General features: G+C 40.7%; 13 protein-coding genes. 11 read left to right on the forward strand and 2 right to left on the reverse strand.

Going from position 1 to position 14,667, the window contains the following annotated elements:
* Positions 1-125 precede the first annotated feature (125 nt).
* From L3V77_RS22860 to L3V77_RS22880, 5 genes are all read left to right on the forward strand, one after another.
* Complete coding sequence (locus L3V77_RS22860) at positions 126-374, forward strand: OadG family protein (RefSeq protein WP_275137119.1); 249 nt, start codon at positions 126-128, stop codon at positions 372-374.
* Positions 375-398: 24 nt separating this feature from the next.
* On the forward strand, positions 399-2,195 hold the full coding sequence (gene oadA, locus L3V77_RS22865; RefSeq protein WP_275137120.1) for a sodium-extruding oxaloacetate decarboxylase subunit alpha: 1,797 nt from the start codon (positions 399-401) through the stop codon (positions 2,193-2,195).
* Between the two features lie 9 nt (positions 2,196-2,204).
* Positions 2,205-3,509 (forward strand): sodium ion-translocating decarboxylase subunit beta, encoded by a 1,305-nt coding sequence (locus L3V77_RS22870; RefSeq protein WP_275137121.1) that lies wholly within the window; start codon positions 2,205-2,207, stop codon positions 3,507-3,509.
* Positions 3,510-3,746: 237 nt separating this feature from the next.
* Positions 3,747-4,688, forward strand: coding sequence for a triphosphoribosyl-dephospho-CoA synthase CitG (gene citG, locus L3V77_RS22875; RefSeq protein ID WP_275137122.1), 942 nt, complete (start codon positions 3,747-3,749; stop codon positions 4,686-4,688).
* Between the two features lie 143 nt (positions 4,689-4,831).
* Positions 4,832-5,614: a DUF5718 family protein gene (locus L3V77_RS22880; RefSeq protein ID WP_275137123.1), complete on the forward strand. Its 783-nt coding sequence runs from the start codon at positions 4,832-4,834 to the stop codon at positions 5,612-5,614.
* A 60-nt stretch (positions 5,615-5,674) separates the two neighbouring features.
* Here L3V77_RS22880 and L3V77_RS22885 read toward each other — a convergent pair whose 3' ends face one another.
* Complete coding sequence (locus L3V77_RS22885) at positions 5,675-5,950, reverse strand: hypothetical protein (RefSeq protein WP_195705487.1); 276 nt, start codon at positions 5,948-5,950, stop codon at positions 5,675-5,677.
* 507 nt (positions 5,951-6,457) lie between these two features.
* Between L3V77_RS22885 and L3V77_RS22890 the strand changes: the two genes are divergently transcribed.
* The 4 genes from L3V77_RS22890 (at position 6,458) to citC (ending at position 10,845) form a co-directional block, all read left to right on the forward strand.
* Complete coding sequence (locus tag L3V77_RS22890) at positions 6,458-7,447, forward strand: tripartite tricarboxylate transporter substrate-binding protein (RefSeq protein ID WP_275137124.1); 990 nt, start codon at positions 6,458-6,460, stop codon at positions 7,445-7,447.
* A gap of 97 nt (positions 7,448-7,544) precedes the next feature.
* Complete coding sequence (locus L3V77_RS22895; RefSeq protein WP_195705485.1) at positions 7,545-8,039, forward strand: tripartite tricarboxylate transporter TctB family protein; 495 nt, start codon at positions 7,545-7,547, stop codon at positions 8,037-8,039.
* Positions 8,040-8,049: 10 nt separating this feature from the next.
* A complete protein-coding gene (locus L3V77_RS22900) occupies positions 8,050-9,552 on the forward strand; it encodes a tripartite tricarboxylate transporter permease (protein ID WP_195705484.1) in 1,503 nt (500 codons plus the stop codon).
* Positions 9,553-9,750: 198 nt separating this feature from the next.
* The gene (gene citC, locus L3V77_RS22905) at positions 9,751-10,845 is read left to right on the forward strand and encodes a [citrate (pro-3S)-lyase] ligase (RefSeq protein ID WP_275137125.1); all 1,095 of its coding nucleotides are present in this window, start codon (positions 9,751-9,753) and stop codon (positions 10,843-10,845) included.
* Positions 10,846-10,930: 85 nt separating this feature from the next.
* Here citC and citX read toward each other — a convergent pair whose 3' ends face one another.
* Positions 10,931-11,455 (reverse strand): citrate lyase holo-[acyl-carrier protein] synthase, encoded by a 525-nt coding sequence (gene citX / locus L3V77_RS22910; protein WP_275137126.1) that lies wholly within the window; start codon positions 11,453-11,455, stop codon positions 10,931-10,933.
* Between the two features lie 357 nt (positions 11,456-11,812).
* On the opposite strand from citX, the gene L3V77_RS22915 reads away from it, so the two are divergent.
* Both L3V77_RS22915 and L3V77_RS22920 read left to right on the forward strand, forming a co-directional pair.
* Positions 11,813-13,447 carry a sensor histidine kinase gene (locus L3V77_RS22915; RefSeq protein ID WP_275137127.1) on the forward strand — a complete coding sequence of 545 codons (1,635 nt, stop codon included), beginning with the start codon at positions 11,813-11,815 and terminating at the stop codon, positions 13,445-13,447.
* Positions 13,444-14,136 carry a response regulator gene (locus L3V77_RS22920; RefSeq protein ID WP_275138234.1) on the forward strand — a complete coding sequence of 231 codons (693 nt, stop codon included), beginning with the start codon at positions 13,444-13,446 and terminating at the stop codon, positions 14,134-14,136. Before L3V77_RS22915 ends, L3V77_RS22920 begins: the two co-directional genes overlap by 4 nt.
* Positions 14,137-14,667: the final 531 nt, after the last annotated feature.

Below are 14,667 nucleotides of genomic sequence, written 5' to 3' on the forward strand. Positions count from 1 at the left end.
TATTTAGGTTATTAACGCCATATTAGTTGTTTAGTAGTCCCAATTGAATGAACTAACTCACGGAGTTGGATTCGCAGTCTCAGCTAGACTTCTTGGACACTTTTACCAACAGGTTTGGAAATTTCATGAATGAAGGTCCGATAATTCTCGAAGGCGTAACATTAATGGCTCTTGGCATGGGTTTCGTTTTCTGCTTCTTAGCCTTATTAGTAGGGGCAACGCGCCTGCTATCTTTCGTTGCTATCAAGCTCCAACCTCCTGCTGCTCCAAACGCCGTGTCGGCAACACGATCTGCGGTCACCACCTCCGATGACACTATGGTTGCTGCCATTACTGCAGCACTTCATCACCATAAGAAAAAAATCAGTCAATAGCTGTAAGAATACAGGGAACCTCTAATGTCCAAAATAGTTAAGCCACTAGGTATCACCGACGTCGTACTGCGCGATGCACACCAATCACTTTTTGCTACTCGCCTTCGTTTAGACGACATGCTACCCATTGCTTCAAAACTCGATGAGATCGGATATTGGTCTTTAGAATCTTGGGGAGGAGCAACGTTCGACTCATGCATCCGATTCCTAGGGGAAGACCCATGGGAGCGTTTGCGTGAACTCAAAAAAGTGATGCCGAATACCAAGCAACAGATGCTTTTCCGAGGGCAAAATATTCTCGGTTATCGTCACTACGCTGATGATGTCGTCGATAAGTTTGTAGAACGTGCCGTGGTCAACGGTATGGATGTTTTCCGTGTATTCGATGCATTGAATGATGTTCGTAATATGCAACAAGCGATTAAAGCGGTGAATCGTCAGGGAGCACATGCTCAAGGTACTATCTGCTATACAACAAGTCCTGTGCATACAATGCAGTCGTGGATAGACGTCGCCGAACAACTGGTTGAGTGTGGTGTTGATTCTATTGCGATTAAAGATATGTCCGGAGTGATGTCGCCTTATGAGGCGTATGAGCTGGTCTCTACTCTGAAGAAGCAATTGGATGTTGAATTGCACCTCCATTGCCATTCAACCGCAGGTATTGCCGATATGACAATGCTTAAGGCTATTGAAGCAGGTGTAGACCGTGTGGATACGGCGATCTCTTCGATGAGTGGTACCTACGGGCACCCAGCAACTGAATCTATTGTTGCGGCACTGAAAGGCACCGAGCGCGATACGGGTCTTGATATCGAAAAACTAGAGAATATTGCGGCTTATTTTCGTGAGGTTCGTAAGAAATACCACGCGTTTGAAGGCCAAATGAAAGGCGCTGATTCTCGTATCTTGGTTGCACAGGTTCCGGGTGGCATGCTCACCAACATGGAAGGGCAACTTAAGCAGCAAAACGCGCTTGACCGTATTGATGAAGTGCTAGAAGAGATCCCTCGTGTCCGCAAGGATCTTGGTTATATACCACTGGTTACTCCAACGTCTCAAATTGTCGGTACTCAGGCTGTGATTAACGTGATGATGGGTGAACGCTATAAAACCATCACAAAAGAAACAGCAGGTGTATTAAAAGGTGAGTATGGTCAGACACCAGCACCGATGGATGCGTCACTGCAAGCGCGAGTGTTAGATGGCGCGAAACCGATAACCTGTCGCCCAGCCGATCTTATTGAACCGGAAGTGTCCACCCTAACAGAATCGGTAAAAGCAAAAGCGAAGGAAAAAGGCATCACACTGGCCGAAAGTGAAATTGATGATGTGTTAACGGTTGCTCTATTTGATCAAGTAGCATGGAAATTCCTTGAGAATCGTCACAACCCAGAGGCATTTGAGCCTGTTCCGACGGTGGCTGATCCAGTACCAAAAGCAGCAACAAAATCGACCGCAGATGAAAGCGCGGTATATACCGTAAACGTAAACAACCAAGCTTACGTGGTTCAAATCAACGAAGGGGCAGATCCTGATGTGTTAGCTGTTGCCAACACCGCACCTGTCGCTGGACTAACATCAACGCCTGCTGCACCTACTGGCAACGCTGAAACAGTATCAGCTCCACTAGCGGGTAATATCTGGAAGATCCACGTCAAGATAGGTGAAACGGTAAAAGAAGGTGACGTTATTCTGATTCTAGAAGCGATGAAAATGGAAACGGAAATTAGAGCCGCACGTGGCGGTGTTATCGAAAGTGTCACCGTTTCTGAAGGTGATTCCGTTCAGGTTGGCGATGCACTCGTTGCACTAGCATAAGGGCAAGAAATGGACAGCGTTTTAGCTCTAGTAAGAGACTTTGGTTTCCTTCACCTCACTTGGGGTCAGGCAACTATGATTATAGTGGGACTGATACTTCTCTATCTAGCGATAGTTAAGAACTTCGAACCATTGCTTCTTGTACCAATTGGTATCGGTGGGATTCTTGCAAACCTGCCTGAAGCAAACCTCGCCATTAGTGGTATTGAAGCCGCCTTACATGCAGGCAATGCGGAAGTAATGCAGGCGTTTGCCAATATTCTTGGTATGTCTGATGCAGAACCAAATGTGATTAAAGGCGCGTTAGCGATGGCAACGCCTGAGCAAAAAATGCACCTTCACTTAATGGCAGAGCAATACAAATATTCTGACGGTATGCTTTATACTTTTTATAATGTTTCTATTGCATCAGGGGTCGCTCCTCTGGTTATCTTTATGGGTGTAGGGGCAATGACTGACTTTGGTCCGTTATTGGCAAACCCGAAAACCTTGTTGCTTGGCGCGGCAGCTCAATTTGGTATTTTTGCGACCGTGCTTGGTGCCTTGGCTCTGAGCCAATTCGGTATCATGGACTTTAGCGTGGCGCAGGCGGCGGCTATTGGCATCATTGGTGGTGCAGATGGTCCAACTGCCATTTATGTGTCGAGTTTGTTAGCGCCTGAGTTGCTTGGTGCAATTGCGGTTGCGGCATACTCCTACATGGCGTTGGTTCCAATGATACAACCGCCGATAATGCGAGCATTAACCACGGAGGCGGAACGCAGAATTGAGATGAAGCAACTTCGTCCAATAAGCAAAATAGAGAAGGTGTGTTTCCCTCTAATGCTGCTTATTTTGATAGCGATGCTGCTTCCTTCAGCAACGCCTTTATTGGGTATGTTTTGCTTTGGTAACCTGATGCGTGAATGTGGTGTGGTAGAGCGTTTGTCTGACACTGCACAGAATGGTTTGATCAATATTGTGACCATTTTCTTAGGCTTGTCGGTTGGGTCAAAGTTGATGGCAGATAAATTCTTACAGCCTCAAACATTAGGAATTCTTGCGCTTGGTATAGTGGCATTCTGTATCGGAACTGCAGCTGGTTTGCTGATGGCTAAACTAATGAACCGAGTGTTCAAAGATAAGGTTAACCCCTTACTTGGTTCTGCCGGCGTTTCGGCAGTACCGATGGCGGCACGAGTCACCAATAAAATTGGACTAGAAGCGAACCCACAAAACTTTCTTCTTATGCATGCAATGGGCCCTAATGTTGCCGGTGTTATCGGTTCAGCGGTCGCGGCTGGTGTGATGATAAAGTATGTGCTAGGCGGTTAAGCTTAATAGCGAATAAACAATATAATGGTAAAAAGGGAGAGCGGTGCTCTCCCTTTTTTTGAGCTTAAATGACCAATCCCATAATTACCGTCATAAAAACCATAAATGATGTTTAACCTGTGCTAAAACTTGATTGTAATCGCCATCTTGTCTCTCTCTTTAGGAAACAATGATGATCTATATAGTGCCTGATTCAGTCGTTATCCAAATTGAACAAGAAATTGAGCGAGATTATCTATGATTGCAAGTAATTCTATTCGATGGTTATTAGATGACTGTTGTCTATATGAACAGACCGCCAGTGGTAAATTAGAGCTTAATATCTGTGAGTTAGCAGGTAACCTTGCTTACCATGCGATGATGTTAGAAGCACACCTTACACCAAAACCTGGTTTGGTTGATTGCCTGTCAACAGGGGCGCATTCAGACATGGATATCAACACGTTTATTGCTAGCTCAAATGCGTTAAGATCATTCATGAAAAAGTTTGTTCGTACCGGGTATGACAATCATCACCTCCCCGCAAGTCAACTTTTGCCTCGCTTACGTCAAGTTGGCATTGAGGCAGAGAGGACCATGTTTAACGCAACGGATGGTGTAAATACCCATAAAGGGATGATATTCACGCTTGGTTTGATCTGTGGTGCCGTTGGTTGGTTGCATAAAAAGGGCCTTGCTTATGATGCGATCCATATTCGCAGTGTCATCATGGAATGTTGCGCCAGTTTAGTAAAATATGACTTAAAAGAATCCGCTAAGATGCCTGCCACAGCAGGGGAAAGGTTATTTAGAGATCACGGACTGACAGGCATTCGAGGTGAAGCTGCGTATGGATACCCGACTATTTTTCAACACGGTTTGTCCGTTTACGAACAGTGCATTTCTGACGGAAAATCCGAAGAACAAGCGATGTCAAAAACACTATTGTCACTAATGGCGAATAATAGTGATACGAATCTAGTCAATAGAGGCGGGTTACAAGGCCTAACAATCGTTCAGGAACAGTCGAGAGACATGCTCCTAGCGTTTGATAGCAATCATCTCGATTATGAGAAAGCGATATTGGCGTTCGATGAGAAACTCGTCGATCTGAATCTAAGTCCCGGAGGAAGTGCAGACTTACTTGCTGCCACATGGTTACTTGCGCAACTCAATATGTGTTCTGATGCAAACCCGTAGGACCTAATGTCGCCGGCTATTAATGAGTTTTATTTATCACACTCGGTGAATTAGTGTGATAAATAGAGTTCATATGTTTTATATTATCTTTGATTTTCCCCGTAGCCTTCGTTATGGGGACTTTTTTTTATTTAAGGGAAACCATGACTTCAAGTATATGTATCGGCATTATCGGTAATTATTTTGGCCATCTAAGTGGTGCGGAAAATGTGCAAGAACACCCATTGCCGAATGGCATTTTTGTCATCAATAAAGATCACGAAGAGACGTTAACCAGCAATGGACACGTGATGTATCCGAAAGCAGGGTCTAATGTTGATATTGAACCAGAATTCGTCATCAAATTTAACGTGGCATACCAAAATGGACGCCTTGTCGATTTACAGCCGTTGCAAATAACGATTGGTAATGATTTCACCATTCGAAAATTAGAAGGGTCACAGAAGATCTCCCAACGTAAAGCCTGGGGAGAAAAGTCAAAAGGGATCAATCAACTTTGGTGGGATATGAAACCCTTTACACCAGAGAACTACGGAAAAAACTTAAAACTGGTGTCATACATAGAACGTGATGGTGAGTTCCACTGCGCAACGCCATTGGTTGATTGTTCTGATACGAAGGTTTTTTGCTCGGAGCTAGTTACATGGATAGTGGATCAAATTAATAATCAAAAAAATGAAGGGATGTATGAAGAAATATTGCCTTCAATCATAGAGAATAATTACCCTGAGGAATTGGTTTTATATACCGGTGCTCCAAATTATTCAAAGTGGGGTACGGATAATTTTATTAAAGTGGGTGATAAAGTACATATCGCGGCTTGCGACGCCGAGGTTTTGGATGAAAATGACATTAAAGCGCACTTCAAATCTGGTGACTTAGTTAATAACCAGAATGTAATGACGTTTACACAAGAAATTATTTAGGCATTGTTCTGAAAAAAAAGAGCAATGAAAATAGTTCATTGCTCTGTTCCAATAAAATCCCTACAAGCACAGTTCCGCTGGAACAATATCAACTCTCTCGTCTATCTCGAGTTGACTTTGATAGCCATAACTATGTTCTTTGCACAAAGGAACAACAAAAAGTTTTTCTGAAGTCGGTGTTCTATGTTTGACCAAAACACCATGGTCATGTTTTTCAGTACAATTGACTTCAGAACAATAACAATAATCTTGTGTAGAAAAATGTTTCCAATATTTTAGCCAATGATTTCTAGCTTCTTCGGTAACAGTATCATCTGATATGTTGGTAACGATCATATTTATTATCTCGTGGCTGTGGAACGAGAGCAATGTTATATATTATATCCGACTCAATCTTTGAACTTCGACACACCAATAAACGGAGTTAAAGTATTTAGTGGTGTTATTGATTTAAACGTAAAATTTATTTAGGAAACTAATAAGTGCTCTTAAAAAATTATTTTTATAATAGAATAGCAATTCACTATTTTAGTTGGTGGACGTCGATATATACAATAATATTAATGTGTGTTTTTTTTTGGTTTTTGCGTTGAATACCGTAATTATGTCTATTTTTATATTTATCTAGATTTAATAACTCCTTGTAATCTATGGGTATTGTTTCTTTAAATTCATTTACGCCATTTGTAACATTAAAGAACTACTTTTAAGAGTTTTAAATCACATAACCATTTCTCCTTATATTTAATAATGTTGTTATCAATTAATGATTGATGACGAATTCTCATACTAGCAATTTAGAATGAATACTAATAAATACTAATAAATATTATAGGTAATTCAATGAACATGAAACTCAAAAACGTGATGATGGGTGCTGCTATGGCTTCTATCGCTACAATGCCTCTAAGCAATGCTATTGCTAAAGATTATCCACCAAGAACTATTTCTATGGTTGCACCTTCTGGCGCTGGTGGTGGTTGGGATTTAACGATTCGTACTGTTGCAAAAACACTGAAAGATACCGGTCTTGTTGAATCTAACATGCCTGTTACTAACCGTCCTGGTGGCGGTGGTGCAGTTAACCTCGCTTACATGCAAACCAAAAAGAGCAGTGACAAACTTATTTCAGTTTATTCTCCTCCTATTTTGCTTACAAATCTTACGGGTGCAAGTAAGTACAGCTACCAAGATACAACACCATTAGCTCGTCTAATTACGGACTATGGCGCATTTGTGGTTTCTAAAGACTCTAAATACACATCTATCAATGAAATAATGGAAGCGCTGACGAAAGACCCTAAATCCGTGAAAATTGGTGGTACTTCTTCTGCTGGCTCAATGGATCATATCCAGTTTTTGATTATTGCTAAAGCGGCAGGTGTTCCTAATCTAAGTCAAATCGACTATATCTCATTCCAAGATGGTGGTGCTGTTGCTCAGGTTCTTGGTGGTCACGTTGACCTGATTTCTACTGGTCTTGGTGATGTAACTTCTCTTGTTAAAAGCGGTGATTTACGTGCTTTAGCACATACGGCTGATAAACGTATTGGTGAAGGTTTGGTTGCAGAAATTCCGACAGTAAAAGAACAAGGGATTGATGCTACGTTTGAAAACTGGCGTGGACTGTTCGGGCCTAAAGATATGCCTGAATATGCGGTAACTTTCTGGAACAAAACATTGAAAGATATGGTTGCTACTCCAGAGTGGGCCGAGGCTCGTGCACGTAATGGTTGGGATGATGCTTATCAAAATGGCGAAGAATTTACTAAGTTCCTTGCTACAACGAACGAGCAGTACAAAGCTATCCTTGCAGAAATTTTCGCAAAGTAATTGATTAGTTATACGAAAATAAGAGGGAAGGCTACTTCCCTCTTCATTGTGTCATTTATCAATGTTCCTCCTAGAACTCCTAACATAAGGTTATTCCATGAATAGCAAGAATGTTCGCCCAAATTGGGACGCATTTACGGGTTTATTTAGCGTAGCATTCGGTCTGATATATGGCGGTCAAGCCTATACGATGCCAAGAGCGATGTTTGGTAACCCAATGGACCCAATTTATTTTCCATTAGGCATTGCAACTTTAGCAATTTTAATCGGTGTGTTATTGCTGGTTAAAAGCAACTTTAAAGCATCAATAATGGCTTTCACAAATATTATCAATGAAGATTCGGTCAAAAAAAATGATCGGAAAAGAATTTTTTACACTTGTATAATTTCTGTCGCATATGCTTTGTTATTTGAACATTTAGGTTATGTAATCAGTACATTCCTGTTTATGTCAGCCATGTTGACTATTACAAGTGGGCGCAGTGGTTGGAAAATGAGCATAGTAGTGGCATTGGTTTTCTCAGTAGCAATATTTTTTATATTCAACACTTTGCTCGCTGTAAGTCTCCCACCTCTGCCATTTATGGAATAAGGCGATAATCATGACTGATGTATTTGCGAACTTAATAAATGGTTTTGGCATCGCGCTACAACCATATCATTTACTACTTGTTACCGTTGGTGGCGTTTTAGGTACCATCGTAGGTATGCTTCCGGGCTTAGGCCCTGCAACCGGTGTTGCAGTGTTACTGCCATTGACTTTTGCTATGGGGCCTACAGCAGCACTCATTACCATGACTGGTGTTTACATCGGTGCAATGTTTGGTGGGTCTCGTAGTTCGATTTTAATAAATACCCCGGGGGATGGTGCGGCCCTTGCTGCAACTTTCGACGGTTACCCAATGGCGATGCAAGGTCGAGCAGAATCTGCATTAGCAATTTCCGCAATTGCCTCGTTAATAGGCGGCACAATAGCGGCCGTATTGATGACGCTTTTAGCTGAACCAGTTGCGGGGTTTGCCTTAAAATTTGGGCCTGCAGAATACTTTCTGTTAATGGTTGCTGCATTATCAATGACAGCATCTATGTCTAAAAACAACATGTTGAAAGGATTCCTTTCAATGGTGGTAGGTTTAGCGATAGCGACAATTGGTATCGATGCACAGTCCGGACTTGACCGCTTTACTTACGGCAGCTTAGAGTTGCAAACTGGCGTGGATTTCCTTGTTGTGATTATCGGTATCTATGCAATGGGAGAGGTGTTCAAAAGCTTCCGATCGTTGAGCGACGGAACCAAAAAAGCACAGACTAAATTCAAAAGAATTTGGATTAGTGGTGATGATTGGAAACGTTCTAAATGGCCTATCCTGCGCAGTGCCCCAGTGGGTTTCATTATTGGTTCACTTCCTGGAGCTGGCGGTACAATGGCTTCACTTATGTGCTACAACAATGAAAAACAGTTGTCGAAAAACAGTGAAGAGTTTGGTAACGGTGCGATTGAAGGTCTTGCTGCACCAGAATCTGCGAATAACGCAGCATCAATTGGTGCAATGATCCCTATGTTAACATTGGGGGTTCCTGGTTCAGGTACCACGGCAGTAATGATGGGCGCATTGTTAATGCTCGGTATTCAGCCTGGTCCACTCTTGTTTACTCAGTATCCAGATACAGCTTGGGGCTTAATTGCGTCAATGTTTGTAGCGAACTTCATTTTAGCGATTGTAAATATACCGTTGGCAGGTGTTTTAGTGAGAGTGCTTGCTATACCGCCTAAGGTTCTGTACCCGATTGTTCTTGGTCTTGCTTTTGTAGGCTGTTATGCAATCAGTAGTTCGGTTATGGATTTCTATATTCTGACTATATTGGGTGTTGCTGGGGTTGTAATGAAGCGTGCTGATATTCCTACCGCGCCTATGATTCTTGCCGTCATCGTTGGTGGTACTATGGAACAGTCATTCCGTCAGGCTTACCGAATCGCGAACCAAGATGTATCAATATTTGTGGGCTCTTCTGTGTCACAAGGACTGATATTAATTACTATCTTGTCCGTTGTTTTGCCAATCTTAGGCATGATGAGAAAACGTAAGAAAGAAGCAATCGCTTAATATAAAAGTGATTAAAAACGGTGCAATCTATTAGATTAGCACCGTTTTTTTAATTTATATATATCTACCAATATTATTGAAATAAATTCATTTACGCCATTTAAATATTATTAACTAAATTCAGTTATGATTTAAATCATGATATTAATACTGCATATAAACGATACTTAACAAGTTATTAAGTAGTAGGAAAAGTCAGTGGACTTCGCTTTCAATTTTATTCGTGTAAGCACGAAAAACAACCAAAAATTAGAAAAGGTAAAATCCTTTCTAGACAAAATGGGATTGGGTGTTGATTCCGATGTCGAAATGTTTGTGGTTGCTTTAGACAATGAACGAGTAGTCGCAACCGGTGGTTTGGCTGGAAATACGCTTAAGTCGATAGCGGTTGATGACCGCTATCAAGGCCATGGATTATCGACACAATTACTGACCGAGCTGGTGACATATGCCTATGATATTGGGCGTTTTAATCTGTTTATTTACACCAAGCCAGAAAACTATCAGATGTTTCACAAAGCAGGGTTTTATAAACTTACGTCAGTAAAGGATAGAGTGGTTTTACTCGAAAACAGCAAAACCAGACTTAAAAATTACTGTAATAAACTGGCCTTATTGAAACGTTCAGGAGATAAAATTGGCAGTATCGTAATGAATGCTAATCCCTTTACTTACGGCCATCGTTACTTGGTTGAACAAGCTTCTCAGCAATGCGATTGGGTTCATGTATTTGTAGTTAAAGAAGACCGATCTTTTTTCACCTATGAAGATAGATTGAATATGATCCGTGAAGGGGTAAAAGAGTTCCCTAATGTCATTATCCATCCTGGGTCAGATTACATCATTTCTAGAGCAACATTTCCAAGCTACTTTTTAAAAGATGACGGGGTGATTAACTATTGTCATACTGCGGTCGACCTGCAAATGTTCAGAGGATATATTGCTCCGTCCCTTGGTATCACTCACCGCTTTGTTGGTACGGAACCTATCTGTGCTGTGACTCGTTTCTACAACCAACAAATGCACCAATGGTTAACGACACCAACACTTGAGTGTGAGCCAGTAAATTTAGTTGAGTTTCCTCGTTGTGAGAAAGAAGATCAGCCTATCTCTGCCTCTTTGGTAAGGCATCTGTTATTCAATAATCAATGGGATGACTTGAGAAAACTTGTCCCTCTCACGACCTACAACTATGTTAAAAACCTTTTTAGCAAAGAAAGTGAAGTGTATGAATTGAGGTGTAAAGAGGCGAGAGTTGCTCCGATTCATTACGAAGCAACAATGTCGAGTTGACTCTATTATTGAATCAAACATATTAGAAGAATCTACGTGCTTAACACACGCTATCTGGCGCGTGTGTTAAGTAAGGAACAAGACACTATGCAACCGTCATATATGTTTCTAGAATCTGTTTGATTTTAAGGTCTAAGTCAGCAAGACTGTGCTGATGTTTTTTAGCACATTCAGGTGCAGGACAATCACAAATTATGCACTTACGAGCCGAGAGTTCACACGAGCCCCTAGAGATAGTTTTGCCCTCGCGATTCATAACATTTAGATCCATTAGTTGTCCTAAAGGATGTGTATTTTCAATGACCATCATGAATTTTTTAAGTTCACTTGCCGAACGACACTGAACCGCTAGGTACCGCTCTTCGCCGACATTACTTTTGTGTTCGTCGTTACCGACGCAAGTAAATTCGTGTTGTAACAATACGTCTTTGACCGATAAGTAGGCTTGCTCGATGATCTCATTGACATACATATTACAGCGAAGCTCTTTGGGCATATGGGCTTTTATCGTGATCAGTGGTGTTGCATACTTTTTAATTAGTTGTTGTTGTTTTTTAGCTCTAGTTTCTTTACAAAGAAAAGAGTCATATAGGGATACGCTGGTGCTCATTTACTGTCCTCCTTAATCAATATGAATAAGACAATAACAGAACAATTCTCTTTTACTTTGAGAATTAATACATATATATAAAGCGAAAGAGCTTTAAATGGTTTTAATGAATTTAATTATCTTCGTTCAGATGAGTTTAAGATGTCTAATATAAATTGATGTCTAATTGAACGTCAGAATTATTGTTGTTGGTTTAATATAAGTAATATTGATTTTGTTATTGAGTATAAATATGTGACCTATGACTAATTATTGGTCTTATTTATAATTGTAAGCAATTATTTGTTGATTAAAATGCCAATAACAAATACCGTTTATCGTTAGGTTTTTGTCTTCGTTTGAAGGTTTAAAGATATTATGGAAAGTAGGGCTGCGCGTTTGAAAGAGAGACTAAAAATAGGCATGTCCTTTAAAGGGCGCGTATTCGTGCTTATTTTGGGCCTCTTAATGCTACAAGCCGTCATCATGGGGTTCAATTTTCATAATGCACTAATCGATACGCTGCATCATCAAGTGGGTACTAGAGCGCTCATTCAAGCACAGGAAATTGCGAGTGACCCCGAACTGATACAAGAAGTTCGCATCAAAAATGTTCCAGCAGTAGAACATGTGATCGATAGGTTGCATGGAATATCAGACGCAAGCTTTATCGTCGTAGGTGACGAAAAAGGCATACGACTGTCTCATCCTGTGAAAGAGAGAATTGGTCTGCCTATGAAAGGTGGGGACAATGCTGGTGCTTTGGAAAGGGGAGAATCGTACATTTCTGTGCGAGAAGGCAGTCTCGGGTATGGAGTACGAGGTAAAGCGCCAGTTATTGACTTTGATGGTAAAATAATTGGTGTTGTGTCTGTCGGTTATTTACTCAACCGATTTGAACAATGGTTTTTGTTTTATAGCCAACCGCTCATCATAGAGATCGCGATCATACTGTTTTTAACCATGGTCGGGGCATGGACCTTTTCGTCTCATATCAAAAAGAAAATGAATGGAATGGAGCCGTCTGAAATTGCATTAGCTTTGCATCTGCAAAAATCGATCTTAAGTTCTGTTTATGAGGGTGTCATTGCGATAGATAAAGCAGGATACATTTTAGCCGTTAATAATACGGCTAGAGAACTGCTTGGTACCGAAAGAGAAATTAAGTACCTAAAAACTCGTCAAATTATTGAATTTGTCTCTCAAACACAGTTTTTCTTTCAAACCCCGTTTGATAAAAATATAAAAGATGAAATTGTGTCGATTAATGGAAAGACATTAATAGCGAATAGAGTGGCCATTTTTGATGGAGACATTTTGAGTGGCTGGGTCATTAGTTTCCGGCATAAGAATGATATCAATTCACTAACCGCAGAGTTAAGCCAAATAAAGCTATATACCGAAAATTTACGTGTAATGCGTCATGAGCATGCGAATAAACTGTCGACGATTGGTGGTTTGATTGGGATTGGTGATAGTGCCGCTGCACTGAGACTTATCAATCATGAGAGCAGCATGAAGCAGCAATTGATTGACTTTATCAGTACGAGAATTCAGTGTCGTCAGGTCGCCGGTATATTACTTGGTAAGTACTCTAGAGCTCGGGAGTTGGGGTTAGAACTCGAGTTTGATCCTACCTGCCAGCTATATCATTTGAATGAAAGAATAGAGCCTGATGAGCTTTCTGCAATCATTGGTAACTTAATTGATAATGCTTACGAAGCAACGCTCAATAATCCAGAAAGTAATAAAAAAGTATCGCTGCTCATCACGGATGCAAGCCATGAATTAGTGATAGAGGTAGGGGATAATGGTTGCGGGATCCCTTCTGAATTAGCCGCAGACATATTTAACCGCGGAGTAACGAGTAAAATGGATAGCGATGGTCACGGAATTGGACTTTACTTAATTAACCGTTACGTCACAAATGCAGGTGGGGTAATCTTGGTGGACAACGCAGAACCGAAAGGTTCAATATTCTCAATTTTTATACCAAATAGTGATGACAAATAATGAATATCATTGATGTGTTAATTGTCGAAGATGAATCAGCAATTGCTGAATTACATGCGCAATTTTTAAGGCAAACTCAACGATTTCGACCAATTGGAATCGCCTCAAATTTAAATATGGCTAGAACCATGATTAAGGTTCAAAAGCCAAAGTTAATTATCCTCGACAATTACCTACCGGATGGCAAAGGTACGGAGCTATTGAGGGAAATTGCTGCGGATAAAAGTACCGACAAAGTAGACGTTATTTTAGTGACGGCCTCTAGCGAAATGGAAACAGTCAAAGAAGCGATGCACTGTGGTTGTTTTGACTACATATTAAAGCCAGTCGCTTACGATCGATTGCAAGATACGTTGGATAGGTACCTAAAGTTTACCAGCGCAATTAACGCCTTTGATAATATCAGTCAAAGACATGTTGATGACCTATTTAATATTCAAGCGCGAGATAAGACGACGGGTTCATTACCGAAAGGCATCGGTGACCTAACACTTGATAAAATCAAGCAGGTGTTTTTGCAGAATATTGGTGTCAAATATACGGCCGAAAGTTTAGGTGGCGAGGTTGGCATTAGTAAAACTACAGCCAGACGCTATTTGGAGTTTTGTTCAGCGAGTGGTTTTTTGATTGCTGAAAATGAACATGGTCGAGTTGGACGTCCTGAACGAGTCTATGTAAAAACAAGTTAGGTAAAATACCTCTGTTATTTTGGCTTATTATTATTGTTTTGATTCGATAACCTGTGTAGTTGCCTATGATTGAGCAATTCATTCTATAGTGGCCAAGAAAAATTGGCCACAGTATCAGTGTAGCGTCTAACAATTACTCTTATCGAAATAGCATCGGCACATCGCTTTCTACCAATCTTCTGTATTTTGAGCAAGTGACACTTGAAAGAAACCTTGGGCGGTCTATTCATATTGACCTAAACTCATTAAGCCTAGGATTACTAACAACAATTCAAATATAAAACCACTCCACATCTCAATCACCCAATGTACCCATTAAGCACGCTATACCTGAAGTTTCTCGTATTAACTTATGTTGCAATCAATTAGATCAGATAGCTTCATTGCTCAATTTAAGAAACATCTTAAGCAAAAGTCGATCACCTCTTCAAGTTAACCATTAAATAGCAGTTAAAATGCTATCAATCTGATACAAGTTATTATCATATCTGCAACAAAATTCACGTATTAAAAAAATATATTTAGATGAAT

The sequence above is a fragment of the Vibrio sp. DW001 genome, from assembly GCF_029016285.1.
GTDB lineage: Bacteria > Pseudomonadota > Gammaproteobacteria > Enterobacterales > Vibrionaceae > Vibrio.